Genomic DNA, 24,261 nt, shown 5'->3' on the forward strand with positions numbered 1-24,261 from the left:
GCCGGGATCGCCCGACCCTTTTATTACACGCCATTACAGGCCAAAGCGTACATGAGCCAGACTACCGCTCCGTTTCTGCCGTTCACCCGCCCCGAGATCGATGAGGAAACCATCCAGGGCGTCGTCGAAGTGCTGCGTTCGGGCTGGATCACCACCGGCCCGCAAAGCCAGAAATTCGAAGCGGCGCTGTCCGAATACTGCGGCGGCCGTCCGGTCCGCGCGTTCAACTCGGGCACCTGCACGCTCGAGATCGGCCTGCGCATCGCGGGCGTCGGCCCCGGCGACGAGGTGATCACGACGCCGGCGTCGTGGGTCTCGACCAGCAACGTGATCCTCGAGACGGGCGCGACGCCCGTGTTCGCCGACATCGATCCCGTCACGCGCAACATCGACCTCGACAAGCTCGAGCAGGCGATCACGCCGCGCACGAAGGCGATCATCCCCGTGTTCCTGTCCGGCCTGCCGGTCGACATGGACCGCCTGTACGCGATCGCGCGCGCGCACAAGCTGCGCGTGATCGAGGACGCCGCGCAGGCGTTCGGCTCGACGTGGAACGGCAAGCGCATCGGCGCGATCGGCGACATCGTGTCGTTCAGCTTCCACGCGAACAAGAACCTCACGACGATCGAAGGCGGCGCGCTCGTGCTGAACAACGAGGAAGAAGCGACGCTCGCGCAGAAGTACCGGCTGCAGGGCATCACGCGCACCGGCTTCGACGGGATGGACTGCGACGTGCTCGGCGGCAAGTACAACCTGACCGACGTCGCCGCGCGTGTCGGCCTCGGCCAGCTGCCGCACATCGAACGCTTCACCGCGCAGCGCCGCGCGCTCGCCCGCGCGTATTTCGACGCATTCGACGGCAGCGCGGCCGTGAAACTCGGCGTCGGCCTGCCGGTCGCCGAATTCGAGAACGGCAACTGGCACATGTTCCTGATCACGCTGCCGCTCGAGCGGCTGACGATCACCCGCGCCGAGTTCATGGCGCAGATGAAGGAACGCGGCATCGGCACGGGCATCCACTACCCGGCGATCCATCTTTTCACGCTGTACCGTGCGCGCGGCTTCAAGGAGGGCATGTTCCCCCACGCCGAACGGTACGGCGCGTCGACCGTCACGCTGCCGCTCTTCACGCAGATGACGGAAGGCGATGTGCGTCGCGTGGTCGACGCCATCAACCAGATTTGCGAACAATACGGAAATTAAGCGTACATGAGTCACCTTGAAGCACGCGCCGGGCATCCGGGCGCCGGGCACCTGGACGCAGGCCGTCCCGAAGTATCGGTCATCATCCCCGTGTACAACGAGGAAGACGGCCTCGCCGCGCTGTTCGCGCGGCTGTATCCGGCACTCGACGCACTCGACACGTCATACGAAGTGATCCTGATCAACGACGGCAGCCGCGACCGCTCGGCCGCGATGCTCGCCGATCAGTTCCACGTACGTCCCGACACGACGCGCATCGTGCTGCTCAACGGCAACTACGGCCAGCACATGGCGATCCTCGCCGGCTTCGCGCAATCGCGCGGCGAGATCGTCATCACGCTCGACGCCGACCTGCAGAACCCGCCCGAGGAAATCGCCAAGCTGATCGCGAAGATGCGCGAGGGCTACGACTACGTCGGCTCGATCCGCAAGCAGCGCCAGGACAGCCTGTGGCGGCGCAAGGCGTCGCAGATGATGAACCGGCTGCGCGAGCGCATCACGCGCATCAAGATGACCGACCAGGGCTGCATGCTGCGCGCGTACAGCCGCCGCATCATCGATACGATCAACGTGTGCGGCGAAGTCAACACGTTCATCCCCGCGCTCGCCTATACGTTCGCGCAGAAGCCGACCGAGATCGAGGTCGCGCACGAGGAGCGCTTCGCCGGCGAATCGAAGTACTCGCTGTACAGCCTGATCCGGCTGAACTTCGACCTCGTGACGGGCTTCTCGGTCGTGCCGCTGCAGTGGCTGTCGTTCATCGGCGTGATCCTGTCGCTCGGCTCCGCCGCGCTGTTCGTGCTGCTGCTCGTGCGACGCTTCATCGTCGGCGCGGAAGTGCAAGGCGTGTTCACGCTGTTCGCGATCACGTTCTTCCTGCTCGGCGTGATCATCTTCGCGCTCGGCCTGCTCGGCGAGTACGTCGGACGCATCTACCAGCAGGTGCGCGCGCGGCCGCGCTACCTGATCCAGGCCGTGCTCGAGCAGCACGACGGCGTGCCGCCGGTGCCGGCCGGCGCGAACCGCACGGGAGCCGGGCAATGAAACCGCGCGCAGTCGTCTTCGCGTATCACAACGTCGGCGTGCGCTGCCTGCAGGTACTGCTCGCGCGCGGCGTCGACGTCGCACTCGTCGTCACGCACGAGGACAACCCGAACGAGAACATCTGGTTCGGCAGCGTCGCATCGGTCGCCGCCGAGCACGGGATCCCGGTCGTCACGCCGGCCGATCCCGCCGATCCGGCGCTGCGCCGCGCGGTGTCCGACGCGCAGCCCGATTTCATCTTCTCGTTCTACTACCGTCACATGCTGCCGGTGGACCTGCTCGCGATCGCGCCGCGCGGCGCGTACAACATGCACGGTTCGCTGCTGCCGAAATACCGGGGTCGGGTACCGACCAACTGGGCCGTGCTGAACGGCGAGACCGAAACCGGCGCGACGCTGCACGAGATGGCCGCGAAGCCCGACGCGGGCGCGATCATCGCCCAGACCGCGGTGCCGATCCTGCCGGACGACACGGCCGCGCAGGTGTTCGACAAGGTCACGGTGGCCGCCGAGCAGACGCTCTGGCGCGTACTGCCCGCGCTGCTCGCGGGCGAGGCGCCGCACCTGCCGAACGACCTCGCGACCGGCAGCTACTACGGCGGGCGCAAGCCCGAGGACGGCCGCGTCGACTGGTCGAAGCCGGCCGCGCAGGTCTACAACCTGGTGCGCGCGGTCGCGCCCCCGTATCCGGGCGCGTTCACGGACGTCGACGGCACGCGTTTCGTGATCGCGCGCGCGCGCCTCGCGGCGCCCGGCAGCGCGGCAGCGGCCGCCGCGGCAGATTTGCCGCCCGGCCTGCACGTAAGCGATAATGCGCTATTCGGCGTCTGCGGCGACAGCCGCGCCCTATCCATTCTCGAGCTGTGGCAGCAGCGCGACGGCAGCGAAACCGTCGTGACGCCCGCGGAATTCGCGCAGTTCATTCATTCTTCCCGTCATTCATGAAAGCAAAAAAAGTCCTGATCCTGGGTGTGAACGGCTTCATCGGCCATCACCTGTCGAAGCGCATTCTTGAAACCACCGATTGGGAAGTGTTCGGCATGGACATGCAGACCGATCGGCTTGGCGACCTCGTCAACCACGAGCGGATGCATTTCTTCGAAGGCGACATCACGATCAACAAGGAGTGGGTCGAGTATCACGTGAAGAAGTGCGACGTGATCCTGCCGCTCGTCGCGATCGCGACGCCCGCCACCTACGTCCAGCAGCCGCTGCGCGTGTTCGAACTCGACTTCGAGGCGAACCTGCCGATCGTGCGTTCGGCCGTCAAGTACGGCAAGCACCTCGTGTTCCCGTCGACCTCCGAGGTCTACGGCATGTGCTCGGACGAGCAGTTCGACCCGGATGCATCGGCCCTCACCTACGGCCCGATCAACAAGCCGCGCTGGATCTACGCGTGCTCGAAGCAGCTGATGGATCGCGTGATCTGGGGCTACGGGATGGAAGGCCTGAACTTCACGCTGTTCCGTCCGTTCAACTGGATCGGCCCGGGCCTCGACTCGATCTACACGCCGAAGGAAGGCAGCTCCCGCGTCGTCACGCAGTTCCTCGGCCACATCGTGCGCGGCGAGAACATCAGCCTCGTCGACGGCGGCTCGCAGAAGCGCGCGTTCACCGACATCGGCGACGGCATCAGCGCGCTGATGAAGATCATCGAGAACAAGGACGGCGTCGCGTCGGGCAAGATCTACAACATCGGGAATCCGAAGAACAACTTCTCGGTTCGCGAACTCGCGCACAAGATGCTCGAACTGGCGGCGGAATTCCCCGAATACGCCGATTCGGCCAAGCAGGTGAAGCTCGTCGAGACGACGTCCGGCGCGTACTATGGCAACGGCTACCAGGACGTGCAGAACCGCGTGCCGAAGATCGACAACACGATGCAGGAGCTCGGCTGGGCACCGCAGGCGACGTTCGACGACGCGCTGCGCAACATCTTCGAAGCGTATCGCGGCCACGTCGCCGACGCGCGCGCGCTCGTCGAGCAGCAAGGCTGAGCGGGACGTTCGCTTGGCTCGCATCGTCCTCAAGATCGACGTCGACACGCTGCGCGGCACGCGCGAAGGCGTGCCGAACCTCGCGCGCATCTTCGACCGCTTCAGTGCGCGCGCGACCTTCCTCTTCAGCCTCGGGCCCGATCACACGGGCTGGGCGCTGCGGCGCGTGTTCCGCCCCGGCTTCCTGAAGAAGGTGTCGCGCACGTCGGTGGTCGAGCACTACGGCGTGAAGCAGCTGATGTACGGCGTGCTGCTGCCGGGCCCCGACATCGGCCGCCGCGCGATCGCCGACATGCGCGCGATTCACGAGGCCGGCTTCGAATGCGGGATCCACACGTGGGATCACGTGTACTGGCAGGACAACGTCCGTGCGCGCGATCGCGACTGGACCGCGCGTGAAATGCAGAAGAGTCACGCGCGCTTCATCGAGATCTTCGGTGCGCCGCCCGTCACGCACGGCGCGGCCGGCTGGCAGATGAACGATTCCGCGTTCGAGCAGATCGACGCATGGGGGATGCGCTACGCATCCGACGGCCGCGGCCATTCGCCGTACCTGCCCGTCGTCGACGGCCGCACGCTGTCGCACGTGCAGATGCCGACCACGCTGCCGACGCTCGACGAAGTGCTCGGCATCGACGGCGTCGACACGCACAACGTCGCCGCGCACATCCTCAAGTTCACCGAAACCAATCCGCACGACCAGGTGTTCACGCTGCATGCGGAACTGGAAGGCCAGAAGCTCGCGCCCGTGTTCGAGCAACTGCTCGCCGGCTGGCGCGCGCAAGGCCACACGTTTGCGACGATGGGCGACTACCACGCGACGCTGGACCGCGACTCGCTGCCATCGTACCCTGTCACGTGGGGCGAAATTCCCGGCCGCTCCGGCGAACTGATCGTCCAGCCCGACTGAGTTCGCGCGCGCCGGCGTCGCCCGCGCCGCCCATGCGGCGCGCTGCCGCGACGCCCCGCCGAACCGCGCCGCCGCAGCGGCGCCTTTCCATAACAACAGGAGAAACACGTGTCCGTCGAAGTTGACCGTCAAGTTCCCGATTTCACCGCACCGGCCACGGGCGGCGACATTTCGCTGTCCGGCCTGAAGGGCAAGAAACTCGTGCTGTACTTCTATCCGAAGGACAACACGCCGGGCTGCACGACCGAAGGGCTGCAGTTCCGCGATCTCTATCCGAAGTTCAAGAAAGCCGGTGCGGAAGTCATCGGCGTGTCGCGCGACAGCCTGCGCTCGCATGACAATTTCAAGGCAAAGCTCGAACTGCCGTTCCCGCTGATTTCCGATGCCGACGAAGCGCTGTGCGCGCTGTTCGATGTCATCAAGATGAAGAAAATGTATGGGAAGGAAGTGCGCGGAATCGAGCGCTCGACGTTCCTGATCGACGCCGACGGCGTGCTTCGCCAGGCATGGCGCGGCATCAAGGTACCGGGTCATGTGGACGACGTGCTAAGTGCTGTACAAGCGCTTTGAGGCGCGTTATATTGGGCCGCAATGAATGCCAGTTCGCCCCATATTTCTCGTAGCTGCGCCGGTGCCTGTTGCAATGCTTCACGGCACCTGACGCGCATCACGACGGCATCAGCCGAGCCGCATGTCCCTGTCGACGGGGCAGCGGCTTTTTTTATGGAACGCGCGCCGGCCCTCCCCGGTCCGGCCTTTACCGCATCGAGGAGCTGATCGACACTTAGGCGAACCGGCTAGACGAAATTCCTGTGCGCCACCGCGCGCAAACTGCATGCATCTACGTCACGCAGGATGCGATCAGCGGCGCACGCCATGCGACACGATTCCTCCCGAGGGACACCATGCCTTTGCCTACTCCCCCCAGCAAGCTCGGCAGCCTGCTGCCGCCCGACGAATACAAGGCGAAAGCGCGGCCCGCGAAAGCCGCGAAGAAATCCGCCGAAGGGGACGCATCCACAGCCGGTGACTACGGTCCGGCGAGCGTGGCCCAACCGATGATCGAAGCCGCGAACACGGCCGCGCCGCTGCGCGCCGTCGCGTCTTCGGCGCAGGAAACCGCGAGCGCACCCGCACGCGGTCGCAAGACCAGACAGACGGCCGCACTGTTGCAGCCGATGCCGGCACCCGCCGAACCCGCGGCGCCGGTCGTCGCGCGCAACGACAAGCCGGCCGCCGGCAAACCGGCCGCGGCTCCCGCGCGCGACACGGGCGCCGCGACGAAATCGCGCAGCCGCAAGGCCGCCGAAGCCGAACAGCAGAAACTGTTCGTGCTCGACACCAACGTGCTGATGCACGACCCGAGCAGCCTCTTCCGCTTCGAGGAACACGACGTCTATCTGCCGATGATGACGCTCGAGGAACTCGACAACCACAAGAAGGGGATGTCCGAAGTCGCGCGCAACGCACGCCAGGTCAGCCGCACGCTCGACGCGCTCGTCGCCGACGCGGGCCCGATCACGGCCGGCATTCCGCTGTCGCGCCTCGGCAGCCGCGAGGCGGTCGGCCGCCTGTACTTCCAGACGAAGCTCACCGACATCGCGCCCGTCGAAGGCCTGCCCGAAGGCAAGGCCGACAACCAGATCCTCGGCGTCGTGCGCGCGCTGCAGCGCGACCGGCCGGACCGCCAGGTCGTGCTGGTGTCGAAAGACATCAACATGCGGATCAAGGCGCATGCGCTCGGCCTGCCCGCTGAAGACTACTTCAACGACCAGGTGCTCGAGGATTCGGATCTCCTGTACAACGGCGTGCGTGAGCTGCCGCAGGATTTCTGGACCAAGCATGCGAAGGGCATGGAGAGCTGGCAGGACACGAAGACGGGCACCACGTACTACCGCGTGACGGGCCCGCTCGTCGCGTCGATGCTCGTCAACGAGTTCGTCTATCTCGAGCCGCAGAACGGCGAGCCGACGTTCCATGCGATCGTCCGCGAACTGAACGGCAAGACGGCGCTGCTGCAGACGCTGCGCGACTACAGCCACCACAAGAACAACGTGTGGGGCATCACGGCGCGCAATCGCGAGCAGAATTTCGCGCTGAACCTGCTGATGAACCCGGAGATCGACTTCGTCACGCTGCTCGGCCAGGCCGGTACCGGCAAGACGCTCGTCGCGCTCGCGGCCGGCCTCGCGCAGGTGCTCGACGACAAGCGCTACAACGAGATCATCGTGACGCGCGCGACCGTGCCCGTCGGCGAGGACATCGGTTTCCTGCCCGGCACCGAGGAAGAGAAGATGCAGCCGTGGATGGGTGCCTTCGACGACAACCTCGAAGTGCTGCAGAAGACCGACGACGCCGCCGGTGAATGGGGGCGTGCCGCGACGCAGGAACTGATCCGTTCGCGCCTGAAGGTGAAGAGCATGAACTTCATGCGCGGCCGCACGTTCGTCGACAAGTACCTGATCATCGACGAGGCGCAGAACCTGACGCCGAAGCAGATGAAGACGCTCGTCACGCGTGCGGGCCCGGGCACGAAGATCGTGTGCCTCGGCAACATCGCGCAGATCGACACGCCTTACCTGACCGAAGGCAGCTCGGGGCTCACGTACGTCGTCGACCGCTTCAAGGGCTGGGGCCACAGCGGCCACGTGACGCTCGCGCGCGGCGAACGCTCGCGACTCGCCGACTACGCGTCGGACATCCTGTAACGCGACAGGCCGGCCCGTCGGCCGGCCGTCGACGCATCGCGGCGCTCCGTTCCCGGAGCGCCGTTTTTATTTTTGGGGTCTGAAACGTTGGTCATGCATCGTTACGCAACAGCCGCACTTACGCGCGAAACTTCAAGTAAATTCTCAGGAATGGTTGATTAAGCCCCGCCGGAACGTCTACCATCGGGTCTGTCTGTTGTCATACGATTCGCGAGCGTCCCGCGCTCGCCCGCCTTGCCATGCTTCGAATCTGGGTTCCCGTTGCTGTCGTTTCACTGCTTGCGGCCTGCTCCAGCGTGCCGCCGCAGTCGGCATCGCGCCCCGCGTCGGGCATGAGGATCACGACGCCGCGCGCATTCCCCGCTCCCGCCAATTTCCCGAAGTTCGTCGATCACAGCGTCGGCCAGGAAGAAATTTCGATCCAGGCGATGAGCCTCGTCGGCGTCCCATATCGCTGGGGCGGCAACACGCCGACGAGCGGCTTCGACTGCAGCGGGCTCGTGCGCTACGTGATCGGCCGCGCAGCCGACGTGAACCTGCCGCGCACGACCGCCGACATGAGCGGCCGCGGCGTATCGGTCGAGCCCGAGCAGATCGCGCCGGGCGACCTGATCTTCTTCAACACGACCGGACGGCCGCATTCGCACGTCGGCATCTACGTCGGCAAGCTGCGCTTCGTCAACGCACCGTCGACGGGCGGCACCGTGCGGCTCGACTACCTGACGAACCCGTACTGGGCCAAGCGTTTCGACGGCATTCGCCGCGTCGCGCCGCCGCGCGGGGCACCGACGCCGTTCGATGCGCCGACCTACGAGGCCAAGCGCGACGAGCCGCGCAATTCGCCGGCGGTCGCGGCTGCTCCGGTGGTCGTGACGGCTGCTACCGCGCCGCGGCAACCCGCGACTGCGTCGTCGCAAGCGAGAGCTGCGCAGGTGCAGGCGCCCGCCCCGACCACGCCGGTCGTGACGACGGCCGCAGTTGCACCGGCAGCACCGGCCGCCGATCCGTACGAACCGCCGCCCTCGCGGATGCAGGCGGCCCAGCAGCAGGCCACGTCGATGAATGACGAGATGACCGCGACGACGGCCAATGCCGCACCCGCCGCCACGGCGGAAGTCGGCACGCAGATTCCGACGACCGCGCTGACGGCCGCCCAGGCCGCCGCCTTCGATGCCGAACCGCCGCCCGCCACCACGTCGATGCCTCCACGCAGCATCGAGCCCGTGCAGGTGTGGCGTGCGTCGACGCAATCCGCGCCCGTCAGTCCGCGCACGAGTACGGCAGACGATCCGATCGCGCGGTTCGCGAACGGCAGTTACTGACCGGTCGCTCGACCTTCGACCGCCGCGAGGTTGGCGGCATCCGCCGCCCTCCACCTCGCCGCCCCCTTCCGCCGCCCCAATAGAAAATGCGCCGCAGCCTTTCGGCTTGCGGCGCACTTCATGTCCGTTCGACAGTGCTGGCGATCAGAAGATCTGGTGGCCGAGCCACCATCCGCCGGCCGCGAACAGCGCGGCTGCGGGCAGTGTCAGCACCCACGCCCACACGATGTTGCCGGCGACACCCCAGCGCACGGCCGACAGCTTCTGTGTCGCACCGACACCGACGATCGCGCCGGTGATCGTATGCGTGGTCGATACGGGAATGCCGAGGAACGACGCGATGAACAGCGTGATCGCCCCGCCGCTTTCCGCGCAGAAACCGCCGACCGGCTTGAGCTTCGTGATCTTCTGGCCCATCGTGCGCACGATGCGCCAGCCGCCGAACAGCGTGCCGAGGCCCATCGACAGGTAGCACGCGCCGATCACCCACGCGGGCGGCGCATCGGCGGTGGCCGATGCGTAGCCGCTCGCGATCAGCAGCATCCAGATGATGCCGATCGTCTTCTGTGCGTCGTTGCCGCCGTGGCCGAGGCTGTACAAGCCGGCCGACAGCAGCTGCAGCCGGCGGAAGCGCCGGTCGACCTTGCTGGGCGCGGTTCGGAAGTACAGCCACGACACGCCGAGCATGAACAGCGAACCGAGGATGAAACCGAGCAGCGGCGAAATGAAGATGAACGCAACCGTCTTCAGCAGCCCGTCGATGTTCAGCGAGCCCCAGCCCGACTTCGCGAGCGCGGCGCCGACGAGGCCGCCGATCAGTGCGTGCGACGAGCTCGACGGAATCCCGTAGTACCAGGTGATCACGTTCCAGCCTATCGCGCCGACCAGCGCGCCGAATATGACGTAGTGGTCGACGATCTCGGGGTCGATCGTGCCTTTGCCGACGGTCTGCGCGACTTTAAGGTGGAAGATGAAATACGCGATCACGTTGAACGCGGCCGCGAACACGACGGCCTGCTGGGGCTTCAGCACCCCGGTCGACACGACGGTGGCGATCGAGTTCGCCGCGTCGTGAAAGCCGTTCATGAAGTCGAATACGAGCGCGACGAGAACGAGCGTCGCGACCATCCAGAGGGCGAGTTGTATCGAATGCATCGTGGTCCGCTCAGGCGTTTTCCAGCACGATGCCTTCGATGATGTTCGCGACGTCCTCGCACTTGTCGGTGATCTCTTCGAGCAGCTCGTAGATCGCCTTCAGCTTGATGAGCGTCTTCACGTCGTCTTCCTCGCGGAACAGCTTCGACATCGCCGCGCGCAGCACGCGATCGGCCTCCGATTCCCAGCGGTCGATCTCCTCGCACTGCTTGAGGATCTGCGCGGACTGCTTCATGTCCGACAGCAACCCGACCGCCTGCTGCACGTGCTGGGCGGACTGCGTGACGATGTGCGCGAGCTGGCTCGCCTCGGACGTGACGGACTGCACGTCGTACAGCGACACGGCGGTCGCGACGTCTTCCATCAGGTCGAGGATGTCGTCCATCGTCGTGATCAGCTTGTGGATCTCGTCGCGATCGAGCGGCGTGATGAAAGTCTTGTGCAGCAGATCGATCGCCTCGTGCGTGAGCTTGTCAGCGGCCTTCTCGGCAATTTGCACGTTTTGCTTGTGAATCTCGGCGTCGGCGAGATTGTCGATCAGCAGTTCGAGCTCGCGGCCACCGGAAACGATGTGCTTCGCGTGCGCGTTGAAGAGTTCAAAGAACTTGCCCTCGGTGGGCATGAATCGACCGAACATGGGATTCCTGAGAGATTGTCAAACTACTGTCACGAAAACGGGCGACATTGTACCGTTTTCGGTCGCGCCGCGACGCGCGCACATGCGCGCACCGGGATTGGATACAACGTTTGGCGATTTAGGACTTTACAATCGGCGTTACTCGCCGTAGAACGTCTGCGCTCCCGCAAAGTTGTCGAACTTCGTGTATTGCCCCAGGAACGTGAGCCGAACGGGGCCGATCGGGCCGTTACGCTGCTTGCCGATGATGATCTCGGCCGTGCCCTTGTCGGGGCTGTCCGGGTTGTAAACTTCGTCGCGGTAAATGAACAGGATCACGTCCGCATCCTGTTCGATTGCGCCCGATTCGCGCAAATCGGACATCACCGGACGCTTGTTCGGGCGCTGTTCGAGGCCACGGTTCAACTGCGACAGCGCGATCACCGGCACGTCGAGTTCCTTCGCGAGACTCTTCAGCGATCGCGAGATTTCCGAGATTTCGGTCGCGCGGTTCTCGCCCTGCGACGAACCCGACATCAGCTGCAGGTAGTCGACGATGATCAGGCCGAGCTTGCCGCACTGCCGCGCCAGGCGCCGCGCGCGCGAGCGCAATTCCATCGGGTTCAGGCCGCCCGTCTCGTCGATGAAGAGCTGCGCCTCGCTCATCTTCTGCACCGCGTGCGTCAGCTTCGGCCAATCCTCGTCCGTCAGGCGCCCGGTACGCATCCGGTGCTGGTCGAGCCGGCCGATCGAGCCGAGCATACGCATCACGAGCTGGGTGCCCGGCATTTCCATCGAGAACACCGCGACCGGCAGCCCGTACTCGACCGCGACGTATTCGCCGATGTTCATCGAGAACGCGGTCTTACCCATCGACGGTCGTCCCGCGACGATGATCAGTTCGCCGCCGTGCATCCCGGAGGTCATCCGGTCGAGGTCGACGAAGCCCGTCGGCGTGCCCGTGACGTCGCTCGGGTTCGCGGTGTGGTACAGCGTGTCGATGCGCTCGACGACCTGCGTGAGCAGCGGGCCGATCTCGAGGAAGCCCTGGTTGCCGCGCGCGCCCTCTTCGGCGATCGAGAACACCTTCGATTCGGCCTCGTCGAGCAGCTGACGGACTTCCTTGCCCTGCGGGTTGAACGCATCGGCCGAGATTTCGTCGGCAACCGACACGAGCCGGCGCAGCACCGCACGGTCGCGCACGATTTCCGCATAACGGCGGATGTTCGCGGCGCTCGGCGTGTTCTGCGCGAGGGCATTCAGGTACGCGAGGCCGCCGACGTCGTCGGCCTTGCCGGACGTGGTCAGCGCTTCGTACACGGTCACGACGTCGGCCGGGCGCGTCGACGCGATCAGCCGGCCGATGTGCTCGTAGATGATCCGGTGATCGTAGCGATAGAAATCGCCCTGAGACAGGAAGTCGGCAATCCGGTCCCATGCCGCGTTGTCGAGCAACAGGCCGCCGAGCACCGACTGTTCGGCTTCGACCGAATGCGGCGGGACTTTCAGCGATTCGATTTGGGGATCTTGCGGCGCGTTCATGGGTTGGGATTATCGCGAATAGATCGCAGCAGCGCTACCGCTCCGGCGATCGGGCAATAAAAAAGGCAGGCCCCGGTTGCCCGGGCGCCTGCCCTTGTCCGGACGACGGAAGCCGCCCGGAAAGCTTGCGTACGCTTACGCGTGGTCGCCGATCACGTTGATCGTGACGTCGACGACGACGTCCGTGTGCAGCGCGACCTGGACGTTGTGCTCGCCGATCATCTTCAGCGGGCCTTCCGGCATGCGAACTTGCAGCTTCTCGACTTCGAAACCTGCCTTCTTCAGCAGTTCCGCGACGTCGCCGTTCGTGACCGAGCCGAACAGACGGCCGTCAACGCCCGACTTCTGCGTGATTTCGAACGACTGGCCGTTCAGCTTCTCGCCGACTGCCTGCGATGCTGCCAGCTTTTCAGCGGCGATCTTTTCGAGTTCAGCGCGGCGCACTTCGAATTCGGCGATCGCTTCCTTCGTTGCACGGCGAGCCTTGCGGTTCGGGATCAGGAAGTTGCGAGCGTAACCGTCCTTGACCTTGACGATGTCGCCGAGGTTGCCCAGATTGGCGACTTTTTCCAACAGAATGATTTGCATTCGAATTCTCCTTATGGCGTCGCCGAGTTACGCCTTGTGCTGATCGGTGTACGGCAGCAGCGCGAGGAAACGCGCACGCTTGATTGCCGTGTCGAGCTGACGCTGATAGTGCGCCTTCGTACCCGTCAGACGCGCCGGCGTGATCTTGCCGTTTTCGCCGATGAAGTCCTTCAGCGTTTCCGTGTCCTTGTAGTCGATCTGCTCGACGCCTGCGGCCGTGAAACGGCAGAACTTCTTGCGCTTGAAGAGCGGGTTTTGTTGCTGACGACGCTTGTCGAATTTCTTACCAGTCGGGCGGGGCATGATTTCAGTCCTTTCCAATGTCCTGCAATGCTGTGATGTGAAACACCAAGGTTCTCGCGTTGCGGCTTTTCTTTGCCAGGAAGCCCGTGAACAGCGTTTCGACGCCCATTTCACGGCTTTCCAGCCTGCCGCTCGCCTCACCGGCCGCCACCGCCTCGATCGTCATTTCGACCTGACGGGGAATGCCTGCTTCGACGACTTCCGTGCGGTGATGCAATGTGGCGCTTGCGATCGGAACACCTGCCGGCGTATATCGCACCGGTGCGCGTTCGACGACGCTCGCCGTCAATTGCAACCTGTTCACGTGAGTGGCGCGCTCCTTGATGGCTTAATGAATGACGAACTTAAGCCTGCGCTTCGGTCGGCTGAGCTGCAGCCGCCTTCTTGGCTTCTTCGCGCTGAACTTCCTTCATCATCGGCGACGGGCCGGTTTCGGCCTTCTTCATCTTGACGATGAGGTGGCGCAGCACGGCGTCGTTGAACTTGAACGCGTGTTCGAGTTCGTCGAGCGTCGTCTGGTCGCACTCGATGTTCATGCAGACGTAGTGAGCCTTCGCGAGTTTCTCGATCATGTAGGCCAGTTGGCGACGGCCCCAGTCTTCGACACGGTGGATCTGACCGCCGTGCGACGTGATCGTGGTCTTGTAACGCTCGATCATCGCGGGCACTTGCTCGCTCTGATCGGGGTGCACGATGAATACGATTTCGTAATGACGCATTACACACTCCTTGTGGATTAAAGCCACCCGGGCGTCTGAACCGGTGTGGCAAGTGAGAAGCCGAAAATTCTAACCCGGATACGGGGCGCATGCAAGACCAATCGACGATCGGCGTGCGGATTCGGCCATGATTTCAAAGACTTGAAGGGGCGAGGCCGGGCAGCCGGGCCATTCTTCGGCCTTTTCCCCGCTCAGGGTCGGAGCGCAAGCGGGCGGCGGGCCCGCAGGCAGCCGTCGCGACGTCACTCGCTGCGCGTGCCGGCCAGCCGCGCGTCGAGTGCGGTCCTGAACGCCGCAAGTGCCGACGGCTCGGCGTCGGTCACGGCCCACCACGTCATCCCGGCCGCATCCCAGCGATCGAGCGCATAACCCTGCGACACGGTCGAGTACGGCGCCCCCGGCCCTTCCCCGGCCGGCCGCACATAGACGTCGATCACGTGCTGCCGGTAACGGTAGACCAGCACCGCGACACGGCGGCGCCCGACGTAGTCGAGCCGGCCGCCGACCAGCGCGAAGCCGTTCGCCGCGAGATCCTCGACCGGCGGCGCATAGTCGAGCCGGCCGTTGAACCACGGCTTGACCGTGTGCCGGTCGGTCGAGATCACGTCGATGTCGCGCGCCGACAGGTCGGCACGCACGTGGCTCGACACGAGTTCGTCGACCGTGCGGTCGGTGTCGGCGTGGCGCGCGGACACCACCATCCCGCCCGCCGCGGCAAGCGCCACCAGCAGCGCGACGCCCCAGCCGAGGCCGGGCAATGCCGCGACGCGCGGCCCGGTGCCGGCCGTGGCCGGGCGTGCCGCCCCGCCAAGCCCCCGCAGCCAGGACAACCCGTTACGCCCGCGCGGCCGCCGCGGCTGCGATCGGGATCCGGATTGCGGCTCCGCCCGCGCCTGCTCGCGGGCAGGCGCGTCGGCCGCGGCAGGCAGGCTCGCAAGAATGCTCGCCCGCAACGCATCCGGCGCACGGTGATAGTCGGCCTGACGCACGGCCTGCACCAGCGTGACGATCCGTTCGCGTTCCTGGCGACACACGTCGCACCCTTCGACATGCTGCTGGACCCGCAACGCGTCGGGCGCCGACAGCTCGCGGTCGACGTCCGCGTCCAGCAACGCTCGCGCTTCGTTACAGTCCATCGATAGCCTCCGATGCGGTTCCGCCTGCCGGCGTACGGCCCGGCCTGCCTTCGGCCGCCGGTGCCGGCGCGCCGCCCAGCAGCGCGGCGAGCTTGCGCCGGCCACGTGCGAGCCGCGACATCACCGTGCCGACCGGCACGTCGGCGATCGCCGCGATCTCGCGGTAGCTCAGGTCCTCCATCTCGCGCAGCACCAGCACCTCGCGGTATTCGGGCGGCAGCTTCGCGAGCGCCGCGTTCACGAGCCGCACGTTCTCGCCGCGCAGCAGGTGCGCGAGCGGATCCTCGGTGGCGGGCTGCCAGTCGTCGGGCACGTCGGTGTCGTCCAGCGTGTCGGGCAGCGCGACCTCGTGCGCATGCGTGCGGCGGCGCCACTCCGTGTACCAGGTGTGGCGCACGATCGTCAGCAGCCACGGCCGCGCGTTGTCGCCGCGACACGAATCGACGAAGCGCAGTGCGCGCATGCACGCGTCCTGGACGACGTCGTCCGCATCGCCGGCGTTGCCGCTCAGCCAGCGTGCGAGGTTGTACGCGGCGTCGAGATGCGGCAGCACGAGCGCGCGAAACCGCTCGCCGCGCGCGACTGCGTCGTCTGCCACCCGTTCTTCGACCGCCTGTCCGGCTTGCCCCACATGGCCTCCCTGGTCCCGGCGGCCGAAACCGCGCCCGTTCCGCGCACGGCGCCCGGACAGACCGGCAACGTGCGCGCTCGATGACCATACCGTTGCTGCGTCGAGTTTATTCCCGCGCCGGGCGCATGAAGCGTAAAAAAATCGGCGGGCCGCCCGCCTCCCGTTACGGCGTGGTGCTCCAGTAACCGGGGCGCGCATACGCGGCGCGCAGGTAGTCGATGAAATAACGCACGCGCGCCGGCACGTAGCGCTGCTGCGGATAGACCGCGAGGATGTCGTAATCGGGCAGCGCGTATTCGTCGAGCACGGTCTCGAGCTCGCCCGTCTCGAGCTGCGCGGCGATTTCCCAGGTGGAGCGCCAGCCAAGCCCGAGGCCTTCGGCCACCCAGCGGTGCAGCAGTTCGCCGTCGTTGCAGTCGAGGTTGCCGGCCACGCGCATCGTCGCGATCTTGCCGTGGCGCTGGAAATACCAGCCGCGGTTCTGCCCGCCCTGCAGGTTGAACGCCAGGCAGTTGTGCCTCAGCAGGTCGTCGAGCGACTTCGGCCGGCCGTGCCGGCGGAAATACTCGGGCGTGCCGCACACGACGCGCCGGTTCGACGCGAGCTTCACCGCGACGAAGTTCGGATCGACCGCACCGCCGATCCGGATCGACAGGTCGTAGCCTTCGCGCACGAGATCGACGACGCGGTCGGTCAGGTTGAACGACAACTGCATCTCGGGCTTGTCGGCCAGAAAGCCCGGCGCGTGCGGCGCGACATGCTTGCGCCCGAACGCGGCCGGCGCCGACACGATCAGGTGCCCGCTGACCGCGCGCCGCCCGGCGGCCAGTTCGTTCTCGGCCTGGTCCCATTCGGACAGCAGCCCGCGGCAGCGCTCGAGGAACGCCGCCCCCTCCTCGCTGACCACCAGCCGCCGCGTCGAGCGGTACATCAGCTTCACGCCGAGCCGCTTCTCGAGCGCGTCGATGCGCCGCCCGAGCACGACCGGCGACACGCCCTCCTCGAGCGCCGCCGCCGCGAGGCTGCCGGCATCGGCCACGCGCACGAACGTCTCGATCTGCTTGAAGCGATCCATCTCCCGTCTCCGTCTCTGTTCCGGCTCCGGCGGAAAGCCCCGCCCGGCCGTCATTCCATACTTTTAGTTTCGAAAAAAGCGACTTCGGCTGATCTTATCAAACCTTTCCTGCATCCCTAAAGTGTCCCCAACAGACCCATTCGCAAGATCCACCCCATTCAAGGAGACATTCATGGCCAAGATGAGAGCCGTCGACGCAGCTGTGCTCGTGCTCGAGAAGGAAGGCATCCAGACCGCGTTCGGCGTGCCGGGTGCGGCGATCAACCCGTTCTACTCGGCGATGCGCAAGTCCGGCGGCATCAGCCACGTGCTGGCCCGCCACGTCGAAGGCGCGTCGCACATGGCCGAAGGCTTCACGCGTGCGGCCCCGGGCAACATCGGCGTGTGCATCGGCACGTCGGGCCCGGCCGGCACCGACATGATCACCGGTCTCTACTCCGCTTCCGCCGACTCGATCCCGATCCTCGCGATCACGGGCCAGGCACCGCGCGCCCGCCTGTACAAGGAAGACTTCCAGGCCGTCGACATCGAATCGATCGCAAAGCCCGTCACCAAGTGGGCCGTCACCGTGCGCGAACCGGCGCTGGTGCCGCGCGTGTTCCAGCAGGCATTCCACCTGATGCGCTCGGGCCGTCCGGGCCCGGTGCTGGTCGACCTGCCGATCGACGTGCAGCTCGCCGAAATCGAGTTCGACATCGACACCTATGAACCGCTGCCGGTCTACAAGCCCGCGGCCACCCGCGCGCAGATCGAGAAGGCGCTCGCAATGCTCAACGACGCGGACAAGCCGCTGATCGTGTCGGGCGGCGGCGTGCTCAACGCGGCGGCCGAAGACCTGCTCGTGCAGTTCGCGGAAACGGTCGGCGTGCCGGTGATCCCGACGCTGATGTCGTGGGGCGCGATTCCGGACGACCACCCGCTGATGGCCGGCATGGTCGGCCTGCAGACGTCGCACCGCTACGGCAACGCGACGCTGCTCGCGTCCGACTTCGTGCTCGGCATCGGCAACCGCTGGGCGAACCGTCACACGGGCAGCGTCGAGGTCTATACGAAGGGCCGCAAGTTCGTGCACGTCGACATCGAGCCGACGCAGATCGGCCGCGTGTTCGGCCCGGATCTCGGCATCGTGTCGGACGCGAAAGCCGCACTCGAACTGTTCGTCGCGGTCGCGCAGGAATGGAAGGCCGCCGGCAAGCTGAAGGACCGCAGCGCATGGGTTGCCGACTGCCAGGCACGCAAGCGCACGCTGCAGCGCAAGACGCACTTCGACAACGTGCCGGTCAAGCCGCAGCGCGTGTACGAAGAGATGAACAAGGTGTTCGGCCGCGATACCTGCTACGTCAGCACGATCGGCCTGTCGCAGATCGCCGCCGCGCAGTTCCTGCACGTGTTCAAGGCACGCAACTGGATCAACTGCGGCCAGGCGGGCCCGCTCGGCTGGACGATCCCCGCCGCGCTCGGCGTGCGTGCCGCCGACCCGAGCCGCCCGATCGTCGCGCTGTCCGGCGACTACGACTTCCAGTTCATGATCGAGGAACTCGCAGCCGGCGCGCAATTCAAGCTGCCGTACGTGCACGTCGTCGTGAACAACTCGTACCTCGGCCTGATCCGCCAGGCACAGCGTGCGTTCGACATGGACTACTGCGTGCAGCTCGCGTTCGACAACGTGAATGCGCCGGAGCTGAACGGCTATGGCGTCGACCACGTGGCCGTCGCGGAGGGCCTCGGCTGCAAGGCGCTGCGCGTGTTCAAGCCGGAAGAGATCGAGCCGGCGCTGCGCCAGGCGCAAACGCTCGCGGAAGAATTCAGCGTGCCGGTGGTCGTCGAAGTGATCCTCGAGCGCGTGACGAACATCTCGATGGGTACCGAAATCGACGCGATCAACGAATTCGAGGATCTCGCCGAAAAGGCCGAGCACGCACCGACCGCGATCTCGATGCTCGACTGAACCGCACGCCATTTTTGACTGACCGACCGAAGAGGCTTAGCTCATGCCGAAGTTTGCTGCAAACCTGACCATGCTGTTCAACGAAGTGCCGTTCCTCGACCGCTTCAAGGCGGCCGCCGATGCGGGCTTCGACGCCGTCGAGTTCCTGTTCCCGTACCCGTACGCGAAAGAGGAACTCGCCGAGCGGCTCGAGACGCATCGCCTGCGCCTCGTGCTGCACAACCTGCCCGCCGGCAACTGGGACCAGGGCGAGCGCGGCATCGCGTGCCTGCCCGATCGCGTCGGCGAGTTCCAGGAAGGTGTCGGCCGCGCGATCGAGTACGCGAAGGCGCTGAAGGTGCCGCAGCTGAACTGCCTCGTCGGGATTCCGTCGGCGAGCACGGCGCGCGACAAGACATTCGTCACGATCGTCGACAACCTGCGCTTTGCCGCCGACGCGCTGAAGCGCGAAGGCATCCGCCTGCTCGTCGAGCCGTGCAACAGCTTCGACATCCCGGGTTTCGCGCTGAACCGCTCGTCGGAAGGGCTCGACGTGATCCGCGCGGTCGGCTCGGACAACCTGTTCCTGCAGTACGACATCTATCACATGCAGCGCATGGAAGGCGAACTGGCCGCGACGATCGAACGCAACCTCGCGTCGATCGGCCACGTCCAGCTCGCGGACAACCCGGGCCGCAACGAGCCGGGCACGGGCGAGATCAACTACGCATTCCTGTTCGCGCTGCTCGACCGGCTCGGTTATGCCGGCTACGTCGGCTGCGAATACAAGCCCCGCACCACCACGACGGAAGGCCTCGGCTGGCTGCACAGCGTCGCCGGCTGCGCACCGGGCTCGGCGCGTCGCGCCGCCTGAGATCCGCCCTTTCCGCATACGCCCCTATAGGAGACTTTCACATGGCAACCATCGGTTTCATCGGCCTCGGCATCATGGGCGCGCACATGGCGCGCAACCTGCTCAAGGGTGACCACCAGCTCGTCGTGAACGGCGCGTTCCCGATTCCCGACGACCTGCGCACGAGCGCGAAGGTCGTCGCGAACTCGACCGAAGTCGCACGGAACGCGGACATCATCATCTCGATGGTGCCGGATACGCCGGACGTGCGTAACGTGCTGTTCGCCGACGACGGCGTCGCGAAGGGCCTGACGGCCGGCAAGCTCGTGATCGACATGAGCTCGATCTCGCCGCTCGACACGCAGGAATTCGCGAAGCAGATCAACGCGCTCGGTTGCGACTACCTCGACGCGCCGGTGTCAGGCGGCGAAGTCGGCGCCCGCGAAGCGACGCTGACGATCATGGTCGGCGGCCCGGAGGCGGCATTCGAGCGCGCGAAGCCGCTGTTCGAGAAGATGGGCAAGAACATCACGCTCGTCGGCGACAACGGCGCGGGCCAGACCTGCAAGGTCGCGAACCAGATCATCGTCGCGCTGAACATCGAAGCCGTCGGCGAAGCGCTGTTGTTCGCCGCACGCTCGGGCGCGGATCCGGAGCGCGTGCGCCAGGCGCTGATGGGCGGCTTCGCCGCGTCGCGCATCCTCGAAGTGCACGGCGCGCGGATGACGAAGCGCACGTTCGATCCGGGCTTCCGCATCGAACTGCACCAGAAGGACCTGAACCTCGCGCTCGACGGCGCACGCAAGCTCGGCCTCGCCCTGCCGCACACGGCGAGCGCGCAGCAGCTGTTCAGCGTGTGCGCATCGCACGGCGGCAAGGCATGGGATCACTCGGCACTCGTGCGTGCGCTCGAGATCATGTCGAACTTCGAGATCGAGAAGACGGCGGGCTGAACGCATGCCGCCTGGCGCGGCTTCGTTCGGATGATGCCGTAACGCGCGGTCCGTCGCGATGACGGACACGCGAATGACACACGCGACCGGCACGACCGGTCGCATCGATGCGCGAGACACGTGCGCATCACGGTGGGGCGCCCCGCCCTGCACTGCCGACGGCATGCGGGACGGGGCGAAAAACGCCGCTCTGGGCTGAGAGCGGCGTGGTGGGGTCCGCAGCGGCACCCGGCGACGCCGGGGAAGCCTTGGTCGGTCAGACGTCGTCGTCGGGTGTCCGCCTGTCGGATTTCGCGTATTACATTTCTTTACGTTCGAGCGTGCGATTTTTCATGCAATCGTCGCGCTGAACGCCTACACTTTCGCCACGCCTTTCGAGAAAACCGCCGCGCTTGTGGTCACTTCCGGTGACCGCGCCCAGCGCGGTGTTTTTTTCGCCACTTCACGGCGCGTTTTCTTTTCAACCACCCAAGGAGTGCAACGATGGGTCTTCTTTCGTTTATCAAAGAGGCGGGTGAAAAACTGCTGGGTCATGCCGACGCGCAAGCAGCGGAAGATCCGAATGCCGCAAACCAGACCGCGGCCGATGCCATCAAGAACTACATCAACACGCAGGGTCTCGATACGTCGAACCTGACCGTGGCGTTCGACGGCGCATCGCGCACCGTGACGCTGTCGGGCAGCGTCGCCGACCTCGACACGAAGGCGAAGGTCAAGGTCGCGGCCGGCAACGTGCAGGGCGTCGCGGGCGTCAACGACGACGATCTGCAACCGGACGATCCGGAAGTGCAGTACCACGACGTGAAGCCGGGCGACACGCTGTCGGCGATCGCCAAGGAAGTGTATGGCGACGCGAACAAGTACCCGGCGATCTTCGAGGCGAACAAGCCGATGCTGTCGAGCCCGGACCGGATCTACCCGGGCCAGAAGCTCGTGATTCCGCCGCAGTCCTGAGCATTCGTGCAGCACTGACGCAAAAAAGGCAGGCCGCTCGGCCTGCCTTTTTCATGGGCGACGCGCGCCGTGCAATCGGCGCGTATCGGTCATCCCGTCATCGAATCACAGCGTATCGAACGCGCGTTGCAATGCGTCGCGATCGTGAATGCCGTTCGCGAGCGCGAGCATCAGCAGCACGCGCGCCTTGAACGGGTGCAGCGACCCCGCGCTCACGAAACCGAGCGCATCGTCGCTCGCGGCGCCGTTGCGCATCACGTGCCCCGACCCGACGCGCGACGCACGCACCACCGCCACGCCCGCGTTCACCGCATCGGCGAGCGCCGCCTGCAGCGTCACATGGATCGAGCCGTTGCCGGTGCCGGCGACGACGAGACCGCGCACGCCGGCCGCGACGAGCGCGTCGACGGCCGTGCGCGTCACACCCGCGTAGCTGGCGACCACTTCGACGGGCGGCCATGCTGCGGCGATCGCCAGCTGCGCGTCGCGCGAACGCGTGACGCGGCGTGCGAATTCGACCCGGCCGTCCTGCACCCAGCCGAGCGCGCCGAGTTCCGGCGACTGGAACGCGTCGACCGCATAGGTGCTCGTCTTCACCACGTCGCGCGCGCCGTGGATCCGGTTGTTGAACGCGACCAGCACGCCCTGCCCGCGCGCGGACGGATGCGCGGCCACCGTCACCGCATTCAGCAGGTTCAGCGGGCCGTCGGACGACAGCGCGGTCGCCGGCCGCATCGCGGCCGTCAGCACGACCGGCTTGTCGCCCCTGACGACCAGGTGCAGCGCATACGCGGTTTCCTCGAGCGTGTCGGTGCCGTGGGTGATCACGATACCGTCGACCGCCGGGTCGGCCATCAGCGCGTCGATGCGCGCGGCGAGCGTGTTCCACAGCGGCAGCGCGAGATCCTTGCTGTCGATGCTGGCGACTTGCTCGGCGTCGATGCGCGCGACGGACGCGAGCGCCGGCACCGCGTCGACCAGGAAATTGACGCCGAGCGCGCCGGCCTGGTAGCCGGCCGTGCTGGCCGCGTCGGGCGCGGCACCGGCAATCGTGCCGCCGGTGGCGAGCACGGCGATGCGCGGCAGGGCCGCCGCGGACGAAGGGGATGCGGGATTCAGAGTATTCATGGCCGCGATTGTAAAGGCTTGCGGCCGGTATCCGGCAGGTTCCGGCACGGCGGCCGGGGCCGGCCGCCGCACATCATGGTTTGCCCCGATCGTCCGGCCGGGTGCGCCGTCAACGGACGTGGTATCTGCAACGTTATAGGAAGTGCCGTTTTGGTGTTTTCACATTGATTTGCCATAATCGGATCGCCCCGCGCGATGCGGCCCTATGCTCATCGTGCGGTGCGTCGTGACGGCGTCGATAAAACGCAATTCACCCCATGGGAGTGTCGAAATGAAAATCCAATCGCTCGTAGCCGCAGTGCTTCTCGGCGGCATGCTGGCTTCCCCCGCGTTCGCGGCGAACAGCCAGCAGGACAAGATGAAGGCCTGCAACACCCAGGCAGCCGGCAAGACGGGCGATGAACGCAAGGCGTTCATGAAGGACTGCCTGTCGGCGAAGCCCGCGAAGGCGATGACGCAGCAGGAAAAGATGAAGGCATGCAACACGCAGGCCACCGGCAAGAAGGGCGACGACCGCAAGGCGTTCATGAAGAGCTGCCTGAGCAATCAGCCGGCAGCCTGAGTTCCGGCGCTCCCGTATCGAATGCCGCGCACCGCTTCGGCGGGCGCGGCATTTTTGTTTTCGTTGCACGCGCATCGACGCGCCCGGCCCCGACCTCTCCCGCCCCGCTTTCCCGGCCCGCCGTGCCAGCCCCGCCACATGGTGCGGCAATTCGCCGCGATTTCTTCTATGATGGCTGCAACGCGGCCCATCCAAGTACAAGAAGCGCCATCGGGCCGCCCTCGAGACGGACGCGCACGCGCGTCAAACGGAGGCATGGATGGCATGGAGACAACACCGCTGGTTCCGCCGCTGGCTGATCGTGATCGTGTTCTGGGCCGTGCCCGTCGCGATCGTCGCCGTCCGCGAGATCCGCGAGGAAATGGCCTACAACAAGGCGGACCTGCAGCTCGCGCTGACCACCTGGCAGCTCACCGATGCGCAGCAGGCCGCCGGCGCCGCCGCGAAGTGCCACGGGGATCCTGACGAGGCGCGCGCGGCCGGCTGCCCGGCCGACGTGCTCGCCGCCAACGCGCCGCGCCAGCAGGCGGCCCGCGACGAATACATGCTGCGCCGCAACACGCTCGCGGGCTACCTGTGGCATGCGTTCGTCGGCTATTGGGTCGTGCCGGCCGCGTTCCTGTTCGCGTGCGGCGTCGTGATCGCGCTGATCCGTCGCGTGCTGCGCCGCCCGCCGATCAAGCCGCCCGTTCCACCCGTCACGCACTGATGCGCGCCGCGGGCGCCCCCCACCGCACGATCGACCGCGGCGCCCGCATGCCACGCCGCCCCCGGCGCGCGGGCGCCGGATCGTCCGTTGGCACGCCGCGACACCCTCGCCCGATTTGACGCTTTTTGTTGCGCGGACGAAAAGGGGGTGTAATCCACTGTGATATAACTGCCGACGTGATCCGCTCCCTGAGCGAGACTCACTCCGAACGTCATCCGATGGAGAAG

25 protein-coding genes and 1 pseudogene are annotated in these 24,261 nt (G+C 66.0%); 14 read left to right on the forward strand and 12 right to left on the reverse strand.

All coding sequences use genetic code 11. The annotated features are described in order from the left end of the window. Positions 1-51: 51 nt before the first annotated feature. The 6 genes from AB3K92_RS32500 to AB3K92_RS32525 all read left to right on the forward strand — a co-directional run bounded on the left by AB3K92_RS32500 (position 52) and on the right by AB3K92_RS32525 (position 5,723). A complete protein-coding gene (locus AB3K92_RS32500) occupies positions 52-1,203 on the forward strand; it encodes a DegT/DnrJ/EryC1/StrS aminotransferase family protein (protein WP_021156512.1) in 1,152 nt (383 codons plus the stop codon). Between the two features lie 6 nt (positions 1,204-1,209). Beyond that, positions 1,210-2,247, forward strand: a complete 1,038-nt coding sequence (locus AB3K92_RS32505; RefSeq protein ID WP_060275158.1) for a glycosyltransferase — start codon at positions 1,210-1,212, stop codon at positions 2,245-2,247. Then, positions 2,244-3,191: a formyltransferase gene (locus AB3K92_RS32510; RefSeq protein ID WP_021156514.1), complete on the forward strand. Its 948-nt coding sequence runs from the start codon at positions 2,244-2,246 to the stop codon at positions 3,189-3,191. The genes AB3K92_RS32505 and AB3K92_RS32510 overlap by 4 nt, the downstream gene beginning before the upstream one ends. After that, positions 3,188-4,243 (forward strand): bifunctional UDP-4-keto-pentose/UDP-xylose synthase, encoded by a 1,056-nt coding sequence (locus tag AB3K92_RS32515; protein ID WP_006482864.1) that lies wholly within the window; start codon positions 3,188-3,190, stop codon positions 4,241-4,243. Before AB3K92_RS32510 ends, AB3K92_RS32515 begins: the two co-directional genes overlap by 4 nt. A 13-nt stretch (positions 4,244-4,256) precedes the next feature. Continuing rightward, positions 4,257-5,153 (forward strand): polysaccharide deacetylase family protein, encoded by an 897-nt coding sequence (locus tag AB3K92_RS32520; RefSeq protein WP_021156515.1) that lies wholly within the window; start codon positions 4,257-4,259, stop codon positions 5,151-5,153. 108 nt (positions 5,154-5,261) lie between these two features. Next, positions 5,262-5,723 (forward strand): peroxiredoxin, encoded by a 462-nt coding sequence (locus AB3K92_RS32525; RefSeq protein ID WP_011657063.1) that lies wholly within the window; start codon positions 5,262-5,264, stop codon positions 5,721-5,723. Between the two features lie 198 nt (positions 5,724-5,921). Here AB3K92_RS32525 and AB3K92_RS32530 read toward each other — a convergent pair. After that, positions 5,922-6,163: pseudogene (locus AB3K92_RS32530) on the reverse strand (hypothetical protein); the annotation flags it as partial. Here AB3K92_RS32530 and AB3K92_RS32535 point away from each other — a divergent pair. After that, positions 6,059-7,861: a PhoH family protein gene (locus AB3K92_RS32535; protein WP_042972757.1), complete on the forward strand. Its 1,803-nt coding sequence runs from the start codon at positions 6,059-6,061 to the stop codon at positions 7,859-7,861. The pseudogene AB3K92_RS32530 and the gene AB3K92_RS32535 sit on opposite strands and share 105 nt — an antisense overlap. Before the next feature lie 239 nt (positions 7,862-8,100). Beyond that, on the forward strand, positions 8,101-9,183 hold the full coding sequence (locus AB3K92_RS32540) for a C40 family peptidase (RefSeq protein WP_175851338.1): 1,083 nt from the start codon (positions 8,101-8,103) through the stop codon (positions 9,181-9,183). Positions 9,184-9,327: 144 nt separating this feature from the next. Here the strand turns inward: AB3K92_RS32540 and AB3K92_RS32545 are convergent, their stop codons facing one another. The 10 genes from AB3K92_RS32545 to AB3K92_RS32590 all read right to left on the reverse strand — a co-directional run bounded on the left by AB3K92_RS32545 (position 9,328) and on the right by AB3K92_RS32590 (position 16,948). Next, positions 9,328-10,338, reverse strand: coding sequence for an inorganic phosphate transporter (locus tag AB3K92_RS32545; protein ID WP_021156518.1), 1,011 nt, complete (start codon positions 10,336-10,338; stop codon positions 9,328-9,330). A 10-nt stretch (positions 10,339-10,348) separates the two neighbouring features. After that, positions 10,349-10,975 (reverse strand): DUF47 domain-containing protein, encoded by a 627-nt coding sequence (locus AB3K92_RS32550; RefSeq protein ID WP_006478627.1) that lies wholly within the window; start codon positions 10,973-10,975, stop codon positions 10,349-10,351. Positions 10,976-11,113: 138 nt separating this feature from the next. Continuing rightward, entirely contained in the window at positions 11,114-12,496 is a 1,383-nt protein-coding gene (locus AB3K92_RS32555; RefSeq protein ID WP_006486249.1) for a replicative DNA helicase, read from the reverse strand. A gap of 135 nt (positions 12,497-12,631) precedes the next feature. Next, entirely contained in the window at positions 12,632-13,084 is a 453-nt protein-coding gene (rplI, locus tag AB3K92_RS32560; protein ID WP_021156519.1) for a 50S ribosomal protein L9, read from the reverse strand. 27 nt (positions 13,085-13,111) lie between these two features. After that, complete coding sequence (rpsR, locus tag AB3K92_RS32565) at positions 13,112-13,387, reverse strand: 30S ribosomal protein S18 (protein ID WP_006486248.1); 276 nt, start codon at positions 13,385-13,387, stop codon at positions 13,112-13,114. 4 nt (positions 13,388-13,391) lie between these two features. Then, positions 13,392-13,691, reverse strand: coding sequence for a primosomal replication protein N (gene priB, locus AB3K92_RS32570; protein WP_011657069.1), 300 nt, complete (start codon positions 13,689-13,691; stop codon positions 13,392-13,394). A 40-nt stretch (positions 13,692-13,731) separates the two neighbouring features. After that, a complete protein-coding gene (rpsF, locus tag AB3K92_RS32575; protein ID WP_006402295.1) occupies positions 13,732-14,106 on the reverse strand; it encodes a 30S ribosomal protein S6 in 375 nt (124 codons plus the stop codon). A gap of 242 nt (positions 14,107-14,348) precedes the next feature. Next, positions 14,349-15,242 (reverse strand): anti-sigma factor, encoded by an 894-nt coding sequence (locus AB3K92_RS32580; RefSeq protein WP_060073088.1) that lies wholly within the window; start codon positions 15,240-15,242, stop codon positions 14,349-14,351. Beyond that, positions 15,232-15,873 (reverse strand): RNA polymerase sigma factor, encoded by a 642-nt coding sequence (locus AB3K92_RS32585; protein ID WP_048021041.1) that lies wholly within the window; start codon positions 15,871-15,873, stop codon positions 15,232-15,234. Before AB3K92_RS32585 ends, AB3K92_RS32580 begins: the two co-directional genes overlap by 11 nt. A gap of 163 nt (positions 15,874-16,036) precedes the next feature. Further along, positions 16,037-16,948 (reverse strand): substrate binding domain-containing protein, encoded by a 912-nt coding sequence (locus AB3K92_RS32590; protein WP_021162120.1) that lies wholly within the window; start codon positions 16,946-16,948, stop codon positions 16,037-16,039. Between the two features lie 172 nt (positions 16,949-17,120). Here AB3K92_RS32590 and gcl point away from each other — a divergent pair, with 172 nt between their 5' ends. From gcl to lysM, 4 genes are all read left to right on the forward strand, one after another. Continuing rightward, the gene (gene gcl / locus AB3K92_RS32595; RefSeq protein ID WP_021162121.1) at positions 17,121-18,896 is read left to right on the forward strand and encodes a glyoxylate carboligase; all 1,776 of its coding nucleotides are present in this window, start codon (positions 17,121-17,123) and stop codon (positions 18,894-18,896) included. 43 nt (positions 18,897-18,939) lie between these two features. After that, positions 18,940-19,749: a hydroxypyruvate isomerase gene (gene hyi / locus AB3K92_RS32600; RefSeq protein ID WP_021162122.1), complete on the forward strand. Its 810-nt coding sequence runs from the start codon at positions 18,940-18,942 to the stop codon at positions 19,747-19,749. A gap of 26 nt (positions 19,750-19,775) precedes the next feature. Further along, positions 19,776-20,681 carry a 2-hydroxy-3-oxopropionate reductase gene (locus AB3K92_RS32605; RefSeq protein ID WP_330744519.1) on the forward strand — a complete coding sequence of 302 codons (906 nt, stop codon included), beginning with the start codon at positions 19,776-19,778 and terminating at the stop codon, positions 20,679-20,681. A gap of 483 nt (positions 20,682-21,164) precedes the next feature. Continuing rightward, entirely contained in the window at positions 21,165-21,635 is a 471-nt protein-coding gene (gene lysM, locus AB3K92_RS32610; protein WP_021162125.1) for a peptidoglycan-binding protein LysM, read from the forward strand. Positions 21,636-21,740: 105 nt separating this feature from the next. Here the strand turns inward: lysM and AB3K92_RS32615 are convergent, their stop codons facing one another. Further along, positions 21,741-22,763, reverse strand: coding sequence for an asparaginase (locus AB3K92_RS32615; RefSeq protein ID WP_021162126.1), 1,023 nt, complete (start codon positions 22,761-22,763; stop codon positions 21,741-21,743). A gap of 271 nt (positions 22,764-23,034) precedes the next feature. On the opposite strand from AB3K92_RS32615, the gene AB3K92_RS32620 reads away from it, so the two are divergent. Then, positions 23,035-23,325 carry a PsiF family protein gene (locus AB3K92_RS32620; protein WP_011549641.1) on the forward strand — a complete coding sequence of 97 codons (291 nt, stop codon included), beginning with the start codon at positions 23,035-23,037 and terminating at the stop codon, positions 23,323-23,325. Positions 23,326-23,584: 259 nt separating this feature from the next. Then, a complete protein-coding gene (locus AB3K92_RS32625) occupies positions 23,585-24,034 on the forward strand; it encodes a hypothetical protein (RefSeq protein WP_059862133.1) in 450 nt (149 codons plus the stop codon). Positions 24,035-24,261: the final 227 nt, after the last annotated feature.

It is taken from the genome of Burkholderia sp. Bmkn7 (assembly GCF_041103175.1).
Lineage (GTDB): Bacteria > Pseudomonadota > Gammaproteobacteria > Burkholderiales > Burkholderiaceae > Burkholderia > Burkholderia cepacia.

Bases quoted from the DNA above. Each gene is read 5' to 3' on its own strand.
- AB3K92_RS32500 (WP_021156512.1), top strand. From the start codon at position 52: ATGAGCCAGACTACCGCTCCGTTTCTGCCGTTCACCCGCCCCGAGATC.
- AB3K92_RS32505 (WP_060275158.1), top strand. From the start codon at position 1,210: ATGAGTCACCTTGAAGCACGCGCCGGGCATCCGGGCGCCGGGCACCTG.
- AB3K92_RS32510 (WP_021156514.1), top strand. From the start codon at position 2,244: ATGAAACCGCGCGCAGTCGTCTTCGCGTATCACAACGTCGGCGTGCGC.
- AB3K92_RS32515 (WP_006482864.1), top strand. From the start codon at position 3,188: ATGAAAGCAAAAAAAGTCCTGATCCTGGGTGTGAACGGCTTCATCGGC.
- AB3K92_RS32535 (WP_042972757.1), top strand. From the start codon at position 6,059: ATGCCTTTGCCTACTCCCCCCAGCAAGCTCGGCAGCCTGCTGCCGCCC.
- AB3K92_RS32540 (WP_175851338.1), top strand. From the start codon at position 8,101: ATGCTTCGAATCTGGGTTCCCGTTGCTGTCGTTTCACTGCTTGCGGCC.
- AB3K92_RS32545 (WP_021156518.1), bottom strand. From the start codon at position 10,338: ATGCATTCGATACAACTCGCCCTCTGGATGGTCGCGACGCTCGTTCTC.
- AB3K92_RS32550 (WP_006478627.1), bottom strand. From the start codon at position 10,975: ATGTTCGGTCGATTCATGCCCACCGAGGGCAAGTTCTTTGAACTCTTC.
- AB3K92_RS32555 (WP_006486249.1), bottom strand. From the start codon at position 12,496: ATGAACGCGCCGCAAGATCCCCAAATCGAATCGCTGAAAGTCCCGCCG.
- rplI (WP_021156519.1), bottom strand. From the start codon at position 13,084: ATGCAAATCATTCTGTTGGAAAAAGTCGCCAATCTGGGCAACCTCGGC.
- rpsR (WP_006486248.1), bottom strand. From the start codon at position 13,387: ATGCCCCGCCCGACTGGTAAGAAATTCGACAAGCGTCGTCAGCAACAA.
- rpsF (WP_006402295.1), bottom strand. From the start codon at position 14,106: ATGCGTCATTACGAAATCGTATTCATCGTGCACCCCGATCAGAGCGAG.
- AB3K92_RS32580 (WP_060073088.1), bottom strand. From the start codon at position 15,242: ATGGACTGTAACGAAGCGCGAGCGTTGCTGGACGCGGACGTCGACCGC.
- AB3K92_RS32590 (WP_021162120.1), bottom strand. From the start codon at position 16,948: ATGGATCGCTTCAAGCAGATCGAGACGTTCGTGCGCGTGGCCGATGCC.
- gcl (WP_021162121.1), top strand. From the start codon at position 17,121: ATGGCCAAGATGAGAGCCGTCGACGCAGCTGTGCTCGTGCTCGAGAAG.
- hyi (WP_021162122.1), top strand. From the start codon at position 18,940: ATGCCGAAGTTTGCTGCAAACCTGACCATGCTGTTCAACGAAGTGCCG.
- lysM (WP_021162125.1), top strand. From the start codon at position 21,165: ATGGGTCTTCTTTCGTTTATCAAAGAGGCGGGTGAAAAACTGCTGGGT.
- AB3K92_RS32615 (WP_021162126.1), bottom strand. From the start codon at position 22,763: ATGAATACTCTGAATCCCGCATCCCCTTCGTCCGCGGCGGCCCTGCCG.
- AB3K92_RS32620 (WP_011549641.1), top strand. From the start codon at position 23,035: ATGAAAATCCAATCGCTCGTAGCCGCAGTGCTTCTCGGCGGCATGCTG.
- AB3K92_RS32625 (WP_059862133.1), top strand. From the start codon at position 23,585: ATGGCATGGAGACAACACCGCTGGTTCCGCCGCTGGCTGATCGTGATC.